The 18,654-nt window shown below is 58.7% G+C and carries 18 protein-coding genes; 13 read left to right on the forward strand and 5 right to left on the reverse strand.

The features are described from left to right. The first annotated feature begins 99 nt into the window (after window positions 1-99). The 4 genes from ACIPQ1_RS22525 (at window position 100) to ACIPQ1_RS22540 (ending at window position 4,890) form a co-directional block, all read left to right on the forward strand. Window positions 100-2,538, forward strand: a complete 2,439-nt coding sequence (locus tag ACIPQ1_RS22525) for a TonB-dependent siderophore receptor (RefSeq protein WP_411385812.1) — start codon at window positions 100-102, stop codon at window positions 2,536-2,538. Window positions 2,539-2,757: 219 nt separating this feature from the next. After that, a complete protein-coding gene (locus ACIPQ1_RS22530; protein ID WP_411385813.1) occupies window positions 2,758-3,888 on the forward strand; it encodes a PepSY-associated TM helix domain-containing protein in 1,131 nt (376 codons plus the stop codon). Beyond that, window positions 3,885-4,064: a hypothetical protein gene (locus ACIPQ1_RS22535; protein WP_411385814.1), complete on the forward strand. Its 180-nt coding sequence runs from the start codon at window positions 3,885-3,887 to the stop codon at window positions 4,062-4,064. The genes ACIPQ1_RS22530 and ACIPQ1_RS22535 overlap by 4 nt, the downstream gene beginning before the upstream one ends. Window positions 4,065-4,260: 196 nt before the next feature. Beyond that, window positions 4,261-4,890 (forward strand): glutathione S-transferase, encoded by a 630-nt coding sequence (locus ACIPQ1_RS22540; RefSeq protein WP_411385815.1) that lies wholly within the window; start codon window positions 4,261-4,263, stop codon window positions 4,888-4,890. A gap of 196 nt (window positions 4,891-5,086) precedes the next feature. Here the strand turns inward: ACIPQ1_RS22540 and creD are convergent, their stop codons facing one another. From creD to rloA2, 4 genes are all read right to left on the reverse strand, one after another. Next, window positions 5,087-6,460, reverse strand: a complete 1,374-nt coding sequence (creD, locus tag ACIPQ1_RS22545) for a cell envelope integrity protein CreD (protein ID WP_446534804.1) — start codon at window positions 6,458-6,460, stop codon at window positions 5,087-5,089. A 230-nt stretch (window positions 6,461-6,690) separates the two neighbouring features. Beyond that, a complete protein-coding gene (gene creC, locus ACIPQ1_RS22550) occupies window positions 6,691-8,109 on the reverse strand; it encodes a two-component system sensor histidine kinase CreC (RefSeq protein WP_411385817.1) in 1,419 nt (472 codons plus the stop codon). Beyond that, the gene (creB, locus tag ACIPQ1_RS22555; protein WP_186706919.1) at window positions 8,109-8,789 is read right to left on the reverse strand and encodes a two-component system response regulator CreB; all 681 of its coding nucleotides are present in this window, start codon (window positions 8,787-8,789) and stop codon (window positions 8,109-8,111) included. The genes creC and creB overlap by 1 nt, the downstream gene beginning before the upstream one ends. A 69-nt stretch (window positions 8,790-8,858) precedes the next feature. Further along, on the reverse strand, window positions 8,859-9,365 hold the full coding sequence (gene rloA2, locus ACIPQ1_RS22560) for a retropepsin-like aspartic peptidase RloA2 (protein WP_411385818.1): 507 nt from the start codon (window positions 9,363-9,365) through the stop codon (window positions 8,859-8,861). A 325-nt stretch (window positions 9,366-9,690) separates the two neighbouring features. Here rloA2 and ACIPQ1_RS22565 point away from each other — a divergent pair, with 325 nt between their 5' ends. Beyond that, window positions 9,691-10,584, forward strand: a complete 894-nt coding sequence (locus ACIPQ1_RS22565) for an acyltransferase (protein ID WP_411385819.1) — start codon at window positions 9,691-9,693, stop codon at window positions 10,582-10,584. 164 nt (window positions 10,585-10,748) lie between these two features. Here ACIPQ1_RS22565 and ACIPQ1_RS22570 read toward each other — a convergent pair whose 3' ends face one another. Further along, window positions 10,749-11,324, reverse strand: a complete 576-nt coding sequence (locus tag ACIPQ1_RS22570) for a DUF2780 domain-containing protein (RefSeq protein ID WP_250962094.1) — start codon at window positions 11,322-11,324, stop codon at window positions 10,749-10,751. A 301-nt stretch (window positions 11,325-11,625) separates the two neighbouring features. Here ACIPQ1_RS22570 and ACIPQ1_RS22575 point away from each other — a divergent pair, with 301 nt between their 5' ends. The 8 genes from ACIPQ1_RS22575 to ACIPQ1_RS22610 all read left to right on the forward strand — a co-directional run bounded on the left by ACIPQ1_RS22575 (window position 11,626) and on the right by ACIPQ1_RS22610 (window position 18,647). Next, entirely contained in the window at window positions 11,626-12,048 is a 423-nt protein-coding gene (locus ACIPQ1_RS22575; RefSeq protein WP_411385820.1) for a DUF3757 domain-containing protein, read from the forward strand. 106 nt (window positions 12,049-12,154) lie between these two features. Beyond that, a complete protein-coding gene (locus ACIPQ1_RS22580; protein WP_411385821.1) occupies window positions 12,155-12,730 on the forward strand; it encodes a hypothetical protein in 576 nt (191 codons plus the stop codon). 466 nt (window positions 12,731-13,196) lie between these two features. Next, entirely contained in the window at window positions 13,197-13,469 is a 273-nt protein-coding gene (locus ACIPQ1_RS22585; protein WP_018603560.1) for a hypothetical protein, read from the forward strand. A gap of 185 nt (window positions 13,470-13,654) precedes the next feature. After that, window positions 13,655-13,867, forward strand: coding sequence for a cold-shock protein (locus tag ACIPQ1_RS22590; RefSeq protein WP_250965660.1), 213 nt, complete (start codon window positions 13,655-13,657; stop codon window positions 13,865-13,867). Between the two features lie 28 nt (window positions 13,868-13,895). Further along, window positions 13,896-14,969, forward strand: coding sequence for an RHS repeat-associated core domain-containing protein (locus tag ACIPQ1_RS22595; RefSeq protein WP_446534805.1), 1,074 nt, complete (start codon window positions 13,896-13,898; stop codon window positions 14,967-14,969). 299 nt (window positions 14,970-15,268) lie between these two features. Then, complete coding sequence (locus ACIPQ1_RS22600) at window positions 15,269-16,261, forward strand: RHS repeat-associated core domain-containing protein (protein WP_446534806.1); 993 nt, start codon at window positions 15,269-15,271, stop codon at window positions 16,259-16,261. 105 nt (window positions 16,262-16,366) lie between these two features. Continuing rightward, the gene (locus ACIPQ1_RS22605) at window positions 16,367-17,509 is read left to right on the forward strand and encodes an RHS repeat-associated core domain-containing protein (protein ID WP_411385825.1); all 1,143 of its coding nucleotides are present in this window, start codon (window positions 16,367-16,369) and stop codon (window positions 17,507-17,509) included. Window positions 17,510-17,582: 73 nt separating this feature from the next. Further along, a complete protein-coding gene (locus ACIPQ1_RS22610) occupies window positions 17,583-18,647 on the forward strand; it encodes an RHS repeat-associated core domain-containing protein (RefSeq protein WP_411385826.1) in 1,065 nt (354 codons plus the stop codon). Window positions 18,648-18,654: the final 7 nt, after the last annotated feature.

An 18,654-nucleotide genomic window follows, 5' to 3' on the forward strand; every position in this document is an offset into this window, starting at 1 on the left:
GCAAACAGAATCTAAATTATTTTCATCCAGCCCTATCACTTTTCGATTTTCATCCGGCACTCAGGCAATTGAGAAATATTTCCATTCAGGAGCCGCCGTATGTCCCGCCCGCTAGACACCCTGTTGCGCCCCAGCCTGTTGGCCGTTGCCATTGCCTTTGCCGCCCCGTTGACCAGCGCCCCCCTGCTGGCCGCCGAACAGGCCACCAGCGTGCGCGCCTACAACCTGCCCGCCGCGCCCCTGGCCAGCACCCTGAACCAGATTGCCAGCCAGGCCGGCCTTGCGCTGAGCCTGAATCCGTCCCTGGCCTCGGGCAAGACCTCGGCCCCGGTCCAAGGCCAGTTCGACGCCACCGGCGCCTTGCGCGAGGCCTTGCGCGGCACCGGCCTGCAACTGGAACAAAGCAGCGCCGGCACCTACAGCCTGGTGGCCATGCCTGAAGGGGTCATGGCCCTGCCGGAAACCAGCGTGATCGGCGCCGGTCTCAGTGAAACCGCGTGGGGCCCGACCGAGGGCTACGCCGCCACCCGCACCGCCGCCGGGACCAAGACCGATACGCCGGTCGTCGAACTGCCGCGCTCCGTCTCCGTGGTCACCCGCCAGCAGATGGAAGACCGCTCCGTGCTCAACCTCAACGACGCGCTGCGCTACACCGCCGGTGTGCAGAGCAGCGGCTACGGCTCGGACTCGCGTAACGATTGGCTGCTGGTGCGCGGCTTCGTGCCGACCCAGTTCCTCGATGGCCTGCCGCTGCCCAGGGGCAACTACATCACGCCGAAAATCGAGCCTTGGAACCTTGAGCGCATCGCCGTGCTGCGTGGCCCGGCCTCGTCGGTCTACGGCCAGACGCCACCCGGCGGCATGCTGGACATGGTCAGCCGCCGCCCACAAGCCGAAAGCAGCAATGAAGTCGAGCTGCAGGCCGGCAGCTACGAACACAAGCAGATCAACTTCGACAGCACCGGCAAGGTCGATGACGAAGGCCAGTTCCTCTATCGGGTCAGCGGCACCGTGCGCGACAGCAACGCCCAGGTCGATCACATCCCGGACAAGCGCTACAACCTCGCGCCGAGCCTGACCTGGAACATCAACGACGACACGCGCCTGACCTTCCTGTCGCAATACACCCGCGACGACACCGGCATCACCGGGCAATTCCTGCCACTGCAAGGCACCAAGCTGTCCTCGCCGGCGGGCAAGATTTCCCACCACAAGAACCTGGGCGATCCGGACTGGGAATTCTACGACCGCACCTACTACGCGCTCGGTTATGCGTTTGAACATCGCTTGAACGATACCTGGCAGTTCCGCCAGAACCTGCGCTATACCAAGAGCGATTTGGAAACCCAAGGTATCTCGGCTGGCGGCCAATTCTGGCCAGACGGCCCCGACCAATCGGTGGACGCCGACGGCAACGTCAAGCGCAGCGCCAGCGTCATCAATGAAGACATCAGCCAGTTCGCCGTGGACAACAACTTCCAGGCCGACTTCCAGACCGGCGCCCTCAGCCACACCCTGCTGCTGGGCCTGGATCACCAGCGCTCCAACAGCAATTCGCGCTGGGATTGGGGTTCGACTGGCGTGCCGACCAGCAACATCCACAACCCTACCTATGGACAGGATTTCTCCAACGTCCAGTACTTCACCATGTATGACTACAACCAGAAGACCCACCAGACCGGCCTGTACGTCCAGGACCAGATTGCCCTGGACAACTGGCGCCTGACCCTCGGTGGTCGTGAAGACTGGATTCACACCGGCACCGTGTTCCACAACCTGAACAACGTCACCAACACCCAGCGCGACAAGAAATTCAGCGGCAACGCGGCATTGAGCTACGTCTTCGATAACGGTGTGACGCCGTACCTTTCCTTCGCCCAGTCGTTCCAGGCGGCGGCAGGTTCAATCGTCAACAGCACCGAAGCGTTCAAGCCGACCGAAGGCGAACAGTACGAGGCCGGTATCAAGTACCAACCGCCCGGCACCAAGACCTTGCTGACCGCCGCGGTGTTCGACCTGACCCAGAAAAACAACTCCGTGACCGAAAACAATGTCACCCGCCAAGTGGGTGAAGTCCAAGTACGGGGCGTGGAACTGGAAGCCTCGGGCAACGTGACCGACAATCTGAAACTGGTCGGTTCCTACACCTACAACGACAGCGAAATCACCAAGGGCACCGCGGCTGAAGAAGGCAAGCGCATGGCCCAGGTGCCGCGTAACCAGGCCACTGCCTGGGCGGACTACACCTGGCACAACGGCCCGCTGGATGGCTTCGGTGTCGGCGCCGGTGTGCGTTATGTCGGCGACACCTACGGCAACACCACCAACACCGACTGGGGCCATGTCGGGTCCTACACCGTGTACGACGCCTCGGCCCATTACGACCTGGGTCGTTTGAACAAGACCCTCAAGGGCGTCACGGTGGCGGTGGATGCCAAAAACATCTTCAACAAGGACTACCTGTCCACTTGCGACGGCTTCTACTGCTACTACGGTGACCAACGTAATGTCGTCGCCAGCGTGAATTACAAATGGTAAACGGTTAGCATTTGCAAAACCTTTTGAGGGTGCTCAATTGGCGAAGCTGTTCATGTAAGGAAAACCGTGGCGAGGGAGCTTGCTCCCGCTGGGCTGCGCAGCAGCCCCAAAAGCTTGGGATCGCTGCGCAATCCAGCGGGAGCAAGCTCCCTCGCCACAATGGCTGTCCTCCAGGTGAACAGTGTTATCCCCAGGTGCCCTCTTGCATTCGGATCGCTCATGAAAAGCAAAACCATTCGCCGCTGGTCCTTCATCCACACCTGGACCAGCCTGATCTGCACCGTATTCCTGCTGATGCTGGCGATCACCGGGCTGCCGCTGATCTTCCACCATGAAATCGAACACCTGCTGGGCGACGCCCCCGAGCTTCGGGAGATGCCGGCCAGCACGCCGCCGCTGGACTTGCAGCAACTGGTGGAAAAAGCCAAGGCCCATCGCCCAGGTGAAGTGGTCCAGTATTTTGGCTGGGACGAGGACGAGCCCAACGGCGTCATCACCATCATGGCGCCGACGCCGGGCACCGAACCCAATTCCTCCCACACCTTCATGCTCGACGGGCGCACCGGCGAAGCCTTGGAAATGCCCTCGGCCAATGGCGGTTTCATGATGGTCATGTTGCGCCTGCACGTGGACATGTTCGCCGGCTTGCCGGGCAAGCTGCTGCTGGCCTTCATGGGGCTGTTGTTCGTGATTGCCATCGTCTCCGGGGTGGTGCTGTATTTACCGTTCATGCGCCGCTTGAAGTTCGCCACGGTGCGCCAGGACAAATCCACGCGCCTGCGCTGGCTCGACCTGCACAACCTGATCGGCGTGGTCACGCTGGTCTGGGCACTGACCGTGGGCGTGACCGGCGTCATCGCCGCGTGCGCCGACCTGCTCATCGCGGCGTGGCGCAACGACAGCCTCAGTGCCATGGTCGAACCCTACCGCAACGCCCCGCCGCTGACCCAACTGGCTCCTGCCACGCGCTTGTTGGACATCGCCAAGGACGTCGCGCCGGGCATGGAGCCCAGCTTCATCGCCTTCCCCGGTACGCTGTTCTCCAGTGAGCACCACTACAGCGTGTTCATGAAAGGTGACACCCACCTGACCTCGCACCTGCTCACGCCCGTGCTGATCGATGCCACCACCCTGGACGTCACCGCCGTCGCCGAACGACCGTGGTACATGGACATGATGAGCCTGTCCCTGCCGTTGCACTTCGGCGACTACGGTGGCCGGCCGATGCAGATCTTCTGGGCGACCCTCGATGTCCTGACCATCATTGTCCTGGGCAGCGGCGTGTATCTGTGGGTGGTTCGGCGCAAGGCCGCCAAACGTGCAACCGTCGGCGCGGAGGTTGCTTCGTGAGGCCTCGGCAGTCGAATTTCTGGAAGGTGTTTGGTATTCCCGTGATGATTGGTGCGCTAAGCGCTGCGGGATTGTTCAGTGCATTGCTCGGTGACGGAGGCTGGGATGCGGTGAGCTGGGTTGGGCTGGGCATACCCACGGTGCTGGGGACTTGGGGCTTGATCAAACGCGGATAACGCCAGCCAAACACAGAGCCAATGTGAGAGCGAGCTTGCTCGCGATAGCGGAAGGCCAGTTGCATTGATGTCGACTGACACGCCGCCATCGCGAGCAAGCTCGCTCCCACAGTGGAGATATCGGTCAATCCGCCGCTCGCCAGCCGCCCTTCAACTGTCTAGGCTAAGCCCCTGCCGCCCAATCGAGGATACCCGCATGTCCACCCCCAGCATGACGCTGTTCCACAATCCCGCTTCGCCCTTCGTGCGCAAGGTCCTGGTGCTGCTGCACGAAACCGGCCAGCAAGACCGCGTGGCGTTGCAGCTTAGCCAGCTCACGCCGGTCAAGCCGGACCGGGCGCTCATCGATGACAACCCGTTGAGCAAGATCCCGGCCCTGCGCCTGGCCAACGGAACAGTGATCCATGACAGTCGCGTGATCCTCGATTACCTCGACCACCAGCACGTTGGCAACCCGTTGATCCCCCGGGACGGCGCGGCGCGCTGGCGGCGCCTGACCCTCGCCTCCCTGGCCGACGGGATCATGGATGCGGCGGTGATGATCCGCTACGAAACCGCGCTACGCCCCGTGGAAAAACACTGGGACGAATGGCTCGATGCGCAACGGGACAAGATTCGCCGTGCCCTGGGCCTGCTCGAAGCCGAGGCGATTGCCGAATTGGCCAGCCATTTCGACGTGGCCTCCATCAGCGTGGCCTGCGCCCTGGGCTACCTGGACCTGCGCCATCCCGACCTGGAGTGGCGCAAGGCCAATCCGCAATTGGCGCAGTGGTTTGCCGAGGTGAGCGTGCGGCCCTCGATGATCGAGACGGTGCCCAGGGTTTAGCCTTGCGTTAACCGTGCCGGCCTCATCGTCGGAACGCCGCCCGGAGCAAGCTCGCTCCCACAGGGGACTGTGGTGTTCTTTGTGGGAGCGAGCTTGCTCGCGATGGCAGCGCACGGATCCAGCGGAAACAACCCAGCAATGCGCATCACCAACACTTCACGCACCCGTTGGTCCTCCCGCAACCCCAGCGACCGGCTCACTTCACCTCTCCCAACTCGAAGTTCATCGCCGCGGCCGGCTTCGACCCGACCCCATACCAGTCCAGCTTGCGGGTCAACACCATGAACACGCCCAACAGGCTGAACAACAATAGCGACCCCATCAACAGTGCGTAGTCCTCAGCGCTCAACAGGCCGTAGAGCAAGCCGTACAAGCCCGCCAGCCCCGCCGAAAACCCGAGGCCGTGGCTCACGCTGCGCAGCACATGGCAGACATAAAACCCGATCAATACGACACAGGCACTGGCCGACACCAGGTACGCCAGGGTGAAGCCGATGTGCTCCGACAACGACAACAGCAGCAGGTAGAAGAATGCCAGCGCCACGCCCACCAAGGCGTACTGGACCGGGTGCACCGCCAGGCTCTTGAGCACTTCGAAAAGGAAGAAGCCGGCGAAGGTCAGCGCGACGAACAGCAACGCATATTTAATCGCCCGGTCGCTCTTGAGGTATTGGTCCACCGGATCGATGAAGCTCACCCCGAAGGCACGGCTGCGGAACGCTTCACAGCTATCGCTAGGCTCGCAGGCTTGCAGCGTTTCCAACAGGTTGGTGGAGAAAAACGACGTTTGCCAGTCAGCGCTGAAACCCTGCTCATTGATCTCGCGGTTGGTGGGCAGGTAGTTGCCGATGAAGCTGGGGTGTGGCCAGTCGGCCGACAGGTGCACCTTGGTGGATTTGCCCACCGGCAGAATCTGGAAGTCGCCCGTGCCTTGCAGGCGCAGGTCAAAACCGAAGGTCAGCTCGGGGCCGCCCTGGGCGGTGATCATCGGCAGCGGCACATGCACGCCCTGCCCCAGCCAGCCGAGTCGCGAGCCGGGCAGGAAATCAACGGTCTGCTGGTTCAGCGTCAAGGTCAACGCATTCTCGATGCCACGAATATCGCTGATGCCGACGCTCAGGTACGGCTCGTCAAAACGGTAATCGGCAAAGTCCTTGGCAGCGACACCGTAGCGCTCAGGCACCTTGAAGCGGCCATCGATACGGTTGTCGGCGTGGAACATCCGCGCTTCGTAGATGCCCCGGGCACGGGTTTCAGTGCGGATCTGGCCGTCGAGCTCGAATTGCTCAGGCAAAAAATATAACTCGCCTGTTCGTTCGACGGTTTCCAGGAAACGCACACCGGTCTTCTCGTTGGTGTTCCAGACCTTCACGCTCTTGCGAAACGGCACCACGATCATCGGCCCGATCAGTTGCTGGTTGTAGCTGGAGCTGCGGGCGATGTCCTGCAGCACACCGTCGCGCAACTCCTGGCGCTCGTCGATGAGGCCATTGATCATCAACAGCGGGATCATCAGCAAGAGGATCAAGAGGGCGATCATGCCCAGTTTAATGGCGAGGCTGCGGTTCATGTGGGGCTCTCCCTGTTCGAATGAGGGAGAGTCTGGGGTGGTTGTGTGAGGGGTTTATGGGGGAAATGTGGAGATTGTGTGGAGACTGAAATCCACCTGACCCATGAAACCTGTGGCGAGGGAGCTTGCTCCCGCTCGGCTGCGAAGCAGTCGCAAAAGGGGCCGCTTCGCAGCCCAGCGGGAGCTAGCTCCCTCGCCACAAGAGTGTTCCAAACTGAGTAACTGGGTGTTCAGGGCAACCTCAGCACCACCTCCACCCCACCCTCGACATTGCCAATACTGAATTGCCCCCCATGCAACTGCACCACTTCTTCGACAAAGTTGAGCCCCAGGCCGGTGCTCTTGCGGCCGCTGTCCGGGCGCGGCAGGGAATAGAAGCGCTCGCTCAAGCGCGGCAGTGCGTAGTCGGGGATCGGCGCGGCCTGATTGAACAGGCGGATCTCGACACGATTCCCACGGCGCTCGGCGCTCACTCGCAGCAGGCCGTTGATGGGGGTGAAGTCCAAGGCGTTTTCCAGCAGATTGCCCAAGGCCTGGCGCAACAGGAACGGCTCTCCCGTCAGTGCCAGGTCGCCAGCGATCTGCTGTTCAACCGTCAACTGGCGACTTTCAATCCAACCGCCGCGCGCTTCCAGCAACTCAGCCATCAGCGCCGCCAGCGGCACTGCGACTTCTTCCTCCAGCCCTTGGCGCTGCTCGATCTGGGCCAGGTTGAGCAAGCGCTCGATCAACTGCTGCATGCGCACGCTTTCATTGTCGATGTTGCTGACAAAGCGCTGGTGCTGGGCAGCGGGCATGTCGCTTTGCAGCAGCTCGGCAGCGCCACGAATCGCCGCCAGCGGGCTCTTGAGTTCGTGAGTGAGCGTGTGCACGTAACGCTCGACGTAGGCCTTGCCTTCGAGTTGGGTGCGCATGTGCTCCACCGCACCGGCCAGTTGCTCGAATTCACCGCCACGATAATGCGGCACTTCCACCCGACGCCCCTGGCTGACCGCCTGGGCGTAGATCGTCAAACGCCGCAGTGCCGCGCTGAGCCACCAGGACAACAAGCCGCCCAGCAACAAGCCCAGGGCGACCAGCCCGGCACCATAGATCAACAGCCGCCGCTCGGTGCGATCGACATAAGGCTGCAAGGAACTGTTGGGCTTGGCGACGGTGACAACGCCAATGATCCGGCCGTTGTCGCGAATCGGCGCACCGACGTGCATCACCGAAGACGCCGGATCGTCCGGATCGCTGCGACTCGAACGGGCGCCGTAGTGGCCGCGCAGGGTCAGGTAGACGTCGTTCCAACGTGAATAATCCTGTCCCACCGCCACGCCACTGGAATCGAGCACCACGATACCCTTGGCATCGGTGACATAGATGCGATGGCTGACCTGGTTTTTCGGCAAGCCCCAGATCGTCGCCGCCGGCTGGCGCTCGCCATAAGCCCTGAGCAATTGTGGCCAACGATTCTGGTTGAGGGTGCCGGCCTTGAAATCGTCCCGCAGGATCTCGGCCATCAGGTTGGCAGTGTCCACCAGGGTTTCCTCGGTGGACTGGCGCACGCCGGGGCGGATTTCCTCCATGACCGTGTTGAGCACGAAATAACCGGTCAGGGCGATAAACAGCACATACACCAGGAAAATCCGGATCCCCAGCGACATCAGCTGTGCCCCGGGCTGTAGCTGTAGCCCAGGCCTCGATGGGTCTGGATCGGCTCGGCCTCGGCGCGGACCAGGCGCAATTTGGCGCGCACGCTCTTGATGTGGCTGTCGATGGTGCGCTCGTAGCCGGCATCGCTGGCAACGCCCAGGGCATCGAGCAATTGTTCGCGGCTGAAAACCCGCTCGGGCTGCTCCAGCAGGCAATTGAGCAGGCGAAATTCGTGGCGGGTGAGGTTCAGCGGGGTGCCGCGATAGTTGATTTGCACGCGGTCGGCATCGACCTGAAACAACGCCGTGCCCACCTCCGCCACCGGCCGCGGCGCCACGCGCTTGAGGATCGCCCGGACCCTGGCCGCCACTTCGCGGGGGCTGAAGGGTTTGACTACATAATCGTCGGCACCGATTTCCAAGCCCACGATCCGGTCGATCTCGCCATCCCGGGCTGTCAGAAAGATGACCGGAACGTCGCTGAAACGTCTGATTTTTTTACAAGTCTCGAATCCGCTGATATCCGGCAGGCCCACATCGAGAATGATCAGGTCCGCCGGGGTGTTTTTCTGGTGTTCAAGAGCGGCTGCGCCAAGGCTCAACCAAGTGGTATCAAACCCCTCCCCTTGCAGGGCAAACACCAGCGTATCGGCGATGGCGGCTTCGTCTTCGACAATCAGAATATGAGGCATGGCTTGCGGGCCCGGCAGTAAAGTTGCCGGAACGGTGCCGCAAGGCTTGGGGTGAGTCAATCAGGGAAATCAGCAGTCCGGCTTATCCGCCGTAAACCGCCGCGCCGGGTTCACCGCCGCCCCGAACTCACGCAACGCCTTGGCCCCAATCAGCAACGGGTAATTGAAACTGCTGCGGTCGGTCAGGTTGACCTCGACCGTGCGCTTGACGTTGCCCAGGCACAACTCCAGATCGACCACCGGGCGCTTGGTGGGGGCGATCTTTTCGTCGTCGTCCTCATCCTCTTCGGAACGGGTCTTGATCTTGCTGATGCGGGCGATCTTGTGTTCGTAGACCTTGTTGTCCGCGTCCTTGGTCGCCAGGCGGAAGCGCACCCAATCGTCGCCGTCGCGGGTGAAGGTCTCGATGTCCTTGGCCGACAGCGAGGCGGTCAGGGCGCCGGTGTCCATCTTGGCCTTGAGCACTTCGCCGCCGATTTCCGGCAGCGCGATGTATTCGTAGCGCCCGTACAGGGTTGGCTCGGCGGCCAGCACCGGAAGGGCCATCAGGGAAAGCAGGGCGAGAACTGATTTCATGTAGTTAGGGCTTCCATTGTGGGCGTGGTTTTTTAGACCGTGGCTGATGAATTCGTTCGGTTGATCGCACAGCGGCCAGAGATTGCTCCCGCTGGGCCCTGTAGGAGCTGTCGAGTGAAACGAGGCTGCGATCTTTCCAAAGACACTTGAGTCCAAAAAGATCGCAGCCTTCGGCAGCTCCTACTGGGCCCAGCGGGAGCAATCTCTGGCCACAAAAGCCAGCCCAGTCTAGCCAAGCCCAAGTGAAACTTTCGTCCAAGCCGATTTGGCCTACCACCCGAAGCTTGCTTATCATGGCCCGCCCACCCGTTTGCAAGAGTCATCTATGCGCCGCCTGCTCACCGGCTGTTTCGTCACCCTGTTGCTGTTGCTCAACACCCTGGTGCTGTTCGGACCGCTGATGGTGTTCGCACTGCTCAAACTGGTCCTGCCCGGGCGCTTTCGCGACTATGCCTCGTGGGCAGTGATGTGGATCGCCGAGACCTGGGCCGAGATCGACAAGCAGATCTTTGCCCTGTGCATCCCCACCCGCTGGGACATCCGCGGCGGCGCGGACCTGCGCGGCGATACGTCTTACCTGGTGATCAGCAATCACCAATCCTGGGTGGACATCCCTGCCCTCGTCCAGGCCCTCAACCGGCGCACGCCGTTCTTCAAGTTCTTCCTCAAGAAAGAACTCATCTGGGTGCCGTTCCTGGGGCTGGCCTGGTGGGCCTTGGATTACCCGTTCATGAAACGCTACACCAAGGCGTTCCTGGCAAAGAATCCGGAGCTGGCCGGCAAGGACCTGGAAATCACCAAGGCCGCCTGCGAGCTGTTCAAGCGCCAACCGGTCACCGTGGTCAACTACCTCGAAGGCACCCGCTTCACCGCCGCCAAAAGCCAACAACAGCAATCGCCCTTCACCCACCTGCTCAAGCCCAAGGCCGGCGGCGTGGCGTTCGTGCTGGCGGCCATGGGCGAACAACTGGACGCGGTGCTGGACGTGACCGTGGTCTATCCGCAAGACCGCATTCCCGGGTTCTGGGACCTGATCAGCGGCGCAGTGCCCCGGGTCATCATCGACATCCAGACCCGCGAACTGGACCCGGCACTCTGGCAGGGCGATTACGAAAATGACCCGGTGTTTCGCCAGCAGGTGCAGGACTGGGTTAATCGGCTCTGGACTGAAAAGGACCGGCGCATCGCCCAATTGCGCAACGAGGGGATGGGAACCTAACAGTTCTGATGGATTACCCCACGGCCCAAGAACCGACCTTGATGCCGGGGCTGGACACGCGTTGCGCCAGCCAGCTCCCTCACACGTGCAGGCGGGAAAACGCCGACTACCTCAGCTTGAGATTCTGAGACCCCTGTGGCGGATGTTCGATGTCGCCACGCTCATCAAACGCCCGCACCATTCCCCCAAATCCCCCCCAGGTTCTGCAGCAGCGAACCGGCAACGCCCTGTTGGCCGAGGTACTGCAGAATGATCGGGGCAAACTGGCCGATCATGCCGCTGTCCATGCCCAGCGCGCTGAAGGCATTGTTCAGGTCGCCGGTATCCTTGACGTTACCCAGCAGGCCGTCGAGCAAGGCATTGTTATCCGACCCGCCACCGAGCAAACCACCCAAGCCATTGAGCCCGCCGATGGCGCTGTTTCCGGCGATCTGATCCAGGCCCGGCACACTTTTGCTCAGTTCGGAAAATTGCGGCTCGCTAAGCCGATTCTTCGCCAGCCCCAGCATCGCACCGGCACCGCCGATGGCCTGTTCCGGCGTGATTTTCAGTTCCGATCCAAGGGTGTTGAGCAACCCGGCCGCTTTCGGTGCAGCGGCCACCATACCCTCTTCCTCGCCTGAGCTGCCCTGCATGGCCGACACCACATTGGCGGCATCGCTAAGGCTGAACTGCGCGAAGGCCGGGCTGGCGGCGAGTATCAACAGCCAAGACAGTGCAAAACCGCGTGAAACCTTCATCCCGGACATCCTCTTGAACACGAAAAAGCCGCCCATGATGAGCGGCGTAAAGCGTGCTTTGGACTGGCGCGGGCGGAGATTGTTCCTAAAGGTATTAGGCTAATAGCCGATAGCCACCACAGAAAATTCTTCCGAGGTCGTAAGAACTGTCTGATTTAACGAAAACCGCGCTTTTTTATATAGCCAAAAGTTACCAAACATCCATATACAGTTCAAAATTGACATAAATAACTGTCAGCCTCGACAGTAACCCGCCCGACCAAAGCCGTGAATCGTTGAACTGAGCCCTGGAGCCTGGCACATGAAAAAAATACTGGCTGGAGGCGCGGTGCTGCTTTTGCTGATCATTGGCCACGTCCAGGCCGGTGAAATAACCTGTCCCGCCGTCACTGACATCCGCAGAAACATCGAATCGGTTGAAGACGTGTTTTTCGTCGATGTACAGGACGACCACGAATGGGCGAGCGAAAGCCTGGTGGACGTGGTCAACCCGGCATCGTTGCAATTCGAAGGGGCCGAGTACGTTATCCATAAGGACGATGGAGGCGAGCAGACACCCTCCCGTGCGACCATCACATGCAGGTACGGGGCGATCAACCTGAAGCTGGACTATCAACAGATCCAGGAACCGGCCTTTTCAAAGTGGGTAAGCAATCGCTGCGAAAGCGCGGATACACGACTGTGCAGGTTGATGGACGGCGACTACTTCAACTTGATTTATTGATCGATAATGGCAACCGCGTCACTGTTCCAGCACGCCCCCTCTAAGCGCTCTGCCACCGCCTGCCCCCTTTACCGTACAGTGCGACTTCCTCCAGCAGAGTGTGTCCATGAACGTACAAATCGGCGGCGCCACCCTCGCGGTCATCCTGACCGGCATGCTCATCGTCCTGGGCGTCAACGAATGCCAACGCGGTCCGCTGAATCCGGTCGTTGCCGAGGGCACCAGCGACGAACAAAAAACCTGGCTGACCATCGAACACCGCATCAAGCGCTCCGACCCGACTTTGACCGACGTGACCCGCGACCAACAAACGCTGACCGTGCGCTACCGTCCTGGCACTTGCGCGGATGACTGCGAGCCTTGGGTTCCGCATATGCTACGGGTCGTCGGCCACGGCTTGGCGGCGCTCAATGGCGCGCCGGGGGGCAAGCAGTACACGCAAGTGACGGTCAAGGCGGGGATCCTTGCAGAGGATGACCTGGAACTGGTCTACGACATGCCGGGGTTCGACGCCATCAAGACCCAACAAGGCGGCTACGAAACCTTTGCCGGCATGCCCCGCAGCCTGACATTCAGCGGCGACGCCCTGGCCCAGGCGCAAGCCTATTGCCGAGGCCCCAGCGCCAAAGGGTTCTACCCTGAATTCTGCGAACGGGTCGAGACCGCTACTGCCCAAGAGTAACCGTGGCGAGGGAGCTTGCTCCCGCTGGGGTGCGCAGCACCCCCCAATGAAGCGGATGGCATCTTTCCGATACACCCCGGTGACTGGCTTTGGGGCCGCTTCGCAGCCCAGCGGGAGCAAGCTCCCTCGCCACAACAGCGCTCGAACGCCGTCGACTAAAAATCTTACAACTACTTGGGAAATCACCCGCAACAGCGAGCCTTGCCCAAGCCAATCCGCGATGCCTATAGTTGTCCCGTCGTCCACATGGCGACTCGGGTTTGGCGACTCGATAAACTGCAGTCAGAAGCCCTGCTTTTTGGCACGGGCTTTTGCACTCGCAAAACTGCTTATGGCAGTTGTGCGCGGGAGACTCTCGGGTCTGCCGATTTGCAGTTTTCGGTTCGCCAACCCGCGTACAACTGCCACCCATTCGTTTGGCGACGAGTGAGTGGCGGCTCCCACTAAACTGCTGAGATCTTGCCCAATGAACCGATACATGCCCCTCACCGGCGTCGACTGCTCCCCCGCCGCCCTGCTCATCGACACCCAAGCCCCCCTCGACGTCCTCCACGAAACCGCCGCCTACCGCATCCGCGCCGTCACCCAACTGTTGGAAAACATCGCCTTTCGCGAAGAACTCAGCTCCGACGCCGTCGTCCTCCACGACTTCGCCCTGCTCCTGGCGATTCCGTTGCGCGATGGCTGCGACGTGCTGGACGTGATTGGCCGCCGCTTGCAGGCACAAGCCATGGCCTGACCGCTGCGGCAGTTATTCGACTATCAATGCGCAAGCCGTTATTTCCTCTCGGTATTGCCTACTGTCAATGTTGACAGTAGGCAGCCATTTATACGGGCTCTAAGCTCAATCGTGACAACGATAAAGGCTCTGGGCAACCCACCGTCCCTGTGCCTTTGTTCATTCGGCAAGCAGGAAGAATAAAAATGAGCGACCAAATCAAAGGAACCGTGAAGTGGTTTAACGATGTAAAGGGCTATGGCTTCATTACCTGCGGCAATGGAGACGAGGACTTGTTCGTTCATTACTCGGGCATCGCCGGCAAGGGTTATAAAACATTGAAACAGAAGCAGACGGTTTTTTTTGAAATCGAAAAGGGCGACAAAGGCATGCAGGCCACGAGAGTGACGCCGGAATAAAACGCCTTCCATTCCAGAGAACGACCCCATGTCGGCGAACCGCAAAACGCTGCTCTGCCGTTACCACTACGACCCACTGGATCGCCTGGTCGATTGCACACCATCGGCCCAGGCCCGCACCCAGCGCTTCTATCTGAAAGAACGCCTGACCAGCGAAATCCAAGGCTCGGTACAACGCTCGATTTTCCAACAGGACGACCAACTCCTGGCGCAACAACTGCGCCAGGAGAGCGCCGTCGAAACCACGTTACTCGCCACCGATCAGCAACGTTCGGTGCTGCACGCGCTCGATGCCACACAGCCTCATCCCCTCGCCTACACACCTTACGGCCATCGCTCTGAGGAAAACGGCTTACTCAGCCTGCTCGGCTTCAACGGCGAACGGCCTGATCCGGTGACGGGACATTATTTGTTGGGTAATGGCTATCGGGCGTTCAATCCGGTGTTGATGCGGTTTAACAGTCCAGATAGCTGGAGTCCGTTCGGTGAAGGGGGAATGAACGCGTATGTCTATTGCCTAGGGGATCCAGTAAATATGAATGACCCTACCGGACACGTTGGTAATTTATGGAAAGGCATCCAGAGTTTCTTGAAAATTAGAAGACCGAGCCCGGTAGCTCCCTCAAATCTAGATTTAAAACCGATCAAGCAGGTTAAAAATATCGCAAGTAACGTAACTACCTTTGTGGACAGTTACAAAAATGGCACGCGCTTCAATATAGTCGCCCATGGCCGACCAGGCAAGGTGCTTGTAGACGAAAAACTCCTCACACCGGTGGAGTTCAGGGACTACATCACCCAGCATGTAAATCTACACGAATATAAAATCACGAGACTAATCTTCTGCCATTCAGCCGACGCCTCTTTTGCCAAACATTTTGCCCAATTAACAAACCAAGACGTGAAAGCATTTTCAGGACCAATTGCATTTGGACTTTACTCCAACTCACGAAAACTACTAAAACTCGGTACCACAGAAACAAAAAAAGCCAAAGCAGTGCGCATTTTAAAATCCCCGAACGAAACAGAAATTGGAAACATAACTGTACCGCCCTATAACACCAAAAAATTTAGTCCAACAGGATCAATCAGAAGCCCCTAAGCTGTTTTTTTCCAGCAGTTTACAAGCACTTATAGCCCCAAACCGAAATCTTGACCTCCACGCATATAAAGCAACTTGTTATAATCGCCAAACCAAACTTAGCCGAAAACACTGACCAATTAGGTAACAACAATAACGATTTCTCGTTACAATGAGTAGGACATCTTCCCTAGCGCTCCGACTATCATCACCGACGAGTTGCTGGCCTTGGCAAACAACCTAACACTTGTGCTAGCTAGACAACCGCCTTTCTCCCTGAACATGATAGTGCTATCTGTATTTCCCACAGAGCAAAGCCCATGTCCTCCATAGATAAAACCGTGCTCTGCCGTTACCACTACGACCCACTGGATCGCCTGACCGATTGCACACCATCAGCCCAGGCCCGCACCCAGCGCTTCTACCTGAAAGAACGCCTGACCAGCGAAATCCAGGGCTTGGTACAGCGCTCGATTTTCCAGCAGGACGACCGACTCCTGGCGCAACAACAGCGCCAGGACGGCGGCGTCGAAACCACCTTGCTCGCCACCGATCAGCAACGCTCGGTGCTGCATGCGCTCGATGCCACACAGCCCCGCGCCCTCGCCTACACACCCTACGGCCATCGCCCCGCGGAAAACGGTTTACTCAGCCTGCTCGGCTTCAACGGCGAACGGCCGGACCCGCTGACGGGACATTATTTGTTGGGTAATGGCTATCGGACGTTCAATCCGGTGTTGATGCGGTTTAACAGCCCGGACAGGCGCAGCCCCTTCGATAAAGGTGGAATAAACGCTTACGCCTATGCCTTGGGAGATCCTGTTAATTACACGGACCCAACAGGCGAGTTTGCCCAATGGATATTGCCGACGATACAACGCGGTTTAACCATTGCGCTGCACAGCATAGTTCCAGTGAGCATGATTTTAGGACCTAAAGCTAATGGTCCGGCGCTGTGGGCCACCCGTGCCAGTCTGTCAGGTTCCGCAATGAGTGCTGTGGGGGCAGTCATGCAACTTGCAGGCAACACGTATGGCCCCTTGGTCTCGGCCGCGGGCACGGCAGCGTTAGTGGGAGGAGCCTTGACTCGCGGCGCCATCGCCGTGCTCAACGCGTACAAAGCTGGCTCGCTGGGGCAGATGATAAAAGATAACGTTAGAAATATTCTTGGACTCCCGAAGCGAGTTACAATCCAACTACCGAAGGAAATATTTACGCTATCTTCTGTATCCGTCACCATCCCCCAATCTTTACCTTATGGACTTACACCGCACTCCAATCATATAAGGGCCCCTAGTTATCATTTTGTTTGATTTAAGTAGACCCGACAACCAAACCTAACACTTCTGCTAGCTAGACAACCGCCCTTCTCCCTGAACATGATGATGCTATCTGTATTTCCCACAGAGCAAAGCCCCATGTCCTCCACAGATAAAACCTTGCTCTGCCGTTACCATTACGACCCACTGGATCGCTTGGTCAACTGCACACCCTCGACCCAGGCCCGCACCCAGCGCTTCTACCTGAAAGAACGCCTGACCAGCGAAATCCAAGGCTCGGTACAACACTCGATTTTCCAGCAGGCCGACCAACTCCTGGCGCAACAACAGCGCCAGGAGAGCGCCGTCGAAACCACGTTACTCGCCGCCGATCAGCAACGTTCGGTGCTGCACGCGCTCGATGCCACACTGCCCCGTCCCCTCGCCTACACACCCTACGGTCATCGCCCTGCGGAAAACGGCTTACTTAGCCTGCTCGGCTTCAACGGCGAACGGCCGGATCCGGTGACGGGGCATTATTTGTTGGGTAATGGGTATCGGGCGTTCAATCCAGTGTTGATGCGGTTTAACAGCCCGGACAGTTTGAGTCCGTTTGGGGAAGGTGGGTTGAATACTTACGCCTATTGCGTGGGAGATCCGGTTAATTGGAATGATCCAACAGGACACACTTGGTGGGTAGCGGCGAGTTTTCTGAGCCCCTCTGGGGTCAAGAGCCTAGCAACCTTGTCATTGCGACGCCTGAGCTTACCAGCAGCAGCGCTTTCTCCACCATCAGTGTCTGCAGTCGGAACCAACAATTCGGTAGTGATTATTCCCAATGCTTATCTTCCTCCGCCCTCCCACTTTTCTCTAGCTCGCCGTGCCAATAGCGTAAAGCCTATACATCAATCCCCAGCAACCAACGCTGCATTTGCGGAACCACGGTCGATCACGCTTGGCGGGAAAGGAGCTAATACAGTCAACACACCAAGCAAAGCAACCGTTAAAAAGCCCCTCATTGGCACCGAACAGCGCCGTTGGATCTACTCAAAAGAAGGCGCGAGGTTCGCGCGAAGCGGTTTAACCAAGGCCGCACAGGAACGTTTCGATATATTCCAAAACTTAATTCATCATAACGGCATCTCAGCAGCCGAAGCTTCCCGACTGGCAGGCCAAACACAACTTAAAAAACTAACTGGCCAGCAATATCAAATACGTCTTAGCAAAGGAGAGCGAGTAACTTTCGAGATTCAAGAAAAAGCTCGAATAGTCAGAATCCTTCAGGTTGGGGGACACACTTGATCTAGCTGGACAAACCCTGTGCATCTGCCTGAGCCTACTACCTCCGTCGGAGTTTTTATTCAGAGCCAAACCCATGCCTGCTACAGACGAAACGCTACTTTGCCGCTACCACTATGACCCTCTCGATCGCCTGGCCGGTTTCCTGCCGGCCACCCAAGCCCACACCCAGCGCTTCTACCTGAAAGAGCGCCTGACCAGTGAAATCCAGGGCTCGGTAAAACGCTCGATTTTCCAGCAGGACGACCAACTCCTGACGCAACAACAGCGCCAGGATGACGACATCGAAACCACTTTGCTCGCCACCGATCAGCAACGCTCGGTGCTGTACGCGCTCGAAACCACGCTGCCTCATCCCCTCGCCTACACACCCTACGGCCATCGCCCTGCGGAGAACGGTTTACTCAGCCTGCTCGGCTTCAACGGCGAACGGCCGGACCCGGTGACCGGGCATTATTTGTTGGGCAACGGGTATCGGGCGTTCAATCCGGTGTTGATGCGGTTTAACAGCCCGGACAGTTTGAGTCCGTTTGGGGAGGGTGGGTTGAATGCGTATACGTATTGCGCTGGAGATCCAGTGAATCACCAGGACCCGACAGGACATATCAGATGGCCGGGGCAGATGTCATATCCCTTCCCTAAAGCCATGACAGCGATAAAAAAAGTAACCGTCACATCGGAACCAATCAAAAACATAGGCCCATTTGACAAACTCTTAGGCGCACCCCACATTCTCGATAACATCGTGAGCAATATAGAATCCAAATATTTACTGGAACTATCACTGACATCCAAAGGTATGTACGGCTTAGTAAAATCCCACTTACGCCCAGTCTTTAATGGGGCTGCGAAAGAGGTTCCATTGTTTCTGCATCCCGAGCTGCTATCCATTGGCAAGGGCAAGTCGAAGGGCCATCTGCCGTCGCAAGTTTTAGAAAATGAGACGTTGCTTTCTTTTGCCAAACGTTCCCAACGCAGCACCAACCCTATGGCCGAACTCGCCAAGAAGATGACTCTCAGCGCTCACACTAAAGCAAAGCTATTAGAGTCTAGACACGCTCTAAAGCGCCCTTCAACAGTAATCCACCAACACCCCCAAATCAAAAGAATCCGCCAGACGACAGCCGATCAGAACTTATAATTGAGAT

The organism is Pseudomonas sp. LARHCG127 (assembly GCF_052871455.1).

Coding starts and splice junctions, on each gene's coding strand:
- creB (WP_186706919.1), bottom strand. CDS start 8,789: ATGCCTCATATTCTGATTGTCGAAGACGAAGCCGCCATCGCCGATACG.
- ACIPQ1_RS22525 (WP_411385812.1), top strand. CDS start 100: ATGTCCCGCCCGCTAGACACCCTGTTGCGCCCCAGCCTGTTGGCCGTT.
- ACIPQ1_RS22610 (WP_411385826.1), top strand. CDS start 17,583: ATGCCTGCTACAGACGAAACGCTACTTTGCCGCTACCACTATGACCCT.
- rloA2 (WP_411385818.1), bottom strand. CDS start 9,365: ATGAAATCAGTTCTCGCCCTGCTTTCCCTGATGGCCCTTCCGGTGCTG.
- ACIPQ1_RS22595 (WP_446534805.1), top strand. CDS start 13,896: ATGTCGGCGAACCGCAAAACGCTGCTCTGCCGTTACCACTACGACCCA.
- ACIPQ1_RS22540 (WP_411385815.1), top strand. CDS start 4,261: ATGTCCACCCCCAGCATGACGCTGTTCCACAATCCCGCTTCGCCCTTC.
- ACIPQ1_RS22565 (WP_411385819.1), top strand. CDS start 9,691: ATGCGCCGCCTGCTCACCGGCTGTTTCGTCACCCTGTTGCTGTTGCTC.
- ACIPQ1_RS22600 (WP_446534806.1), top strand. CDS start 15,269: ATGTCCTCCATAGATAAAACCGTGCTCTGCCGTTACCACTACGACCCA.
- ACIPQ1_RS22530 (WP_411385813.1), top strand. CDS start 2,758: ATGAAAAGCAAAACCATTCGCCGCTGGTCCTTCATCCACACCTGGACC.
- ACIPQ1_RS22590 (WP_250965660.1), top strand. CDS start 13,655: ATGAGCGACCAAATCAAAGGAACCGTGAAGTGGTTTAACGATGTAAAG.
- ACIPQ1_RS22585 (WP_018603560.1), top strand. CDS start 13,197: ATGAACCGATACATGCCCCTCACCGGCGTCGACTGCTCCCCCGCCGCC.
- ACIPQ1_RS22580 (WP_411385821.1), top strand. CDS start 12,155: ATGAACGTACAAATCGGCGGCGCCACCCTCGCGGTCATCCTGACCGGC.
- ACIPQ1_RS22570 (WP_250962094.1), bottom strand. CDS start 11,324: ATGAAGGTTTCACGCGGTTTTGCACTGTCTTGGCTGTTGATACTCGCC.
- ACIPQ1_RS22575 (WP_411385820.1), top strand. CDS start 11,626: ATGAAAAAAATACTGGCTGGAGGCGCGGTGCTGCTTTTGCTGATCATT.
- ACIPQ1_RS22605 (WP_411385825.1), top strand. CDS start 16,367: ATGTCCTCCACAGATAAAACCTTGCTCTGCCGTTACCATTACGACCCA.
- creC (WP_411385817.1), bottom strand. CDS start 8,109: ATGTCGCTGGGGATCCGGATTTTCCTGGTGTATGTGCTGTTTATCGCC.
- creD (WP_446534804.1), bottom strand. CDS start 6,460: ATGAACCGCAGCCTCGCCATTAAACTGGGCATGATCGCCCTCTTGATC.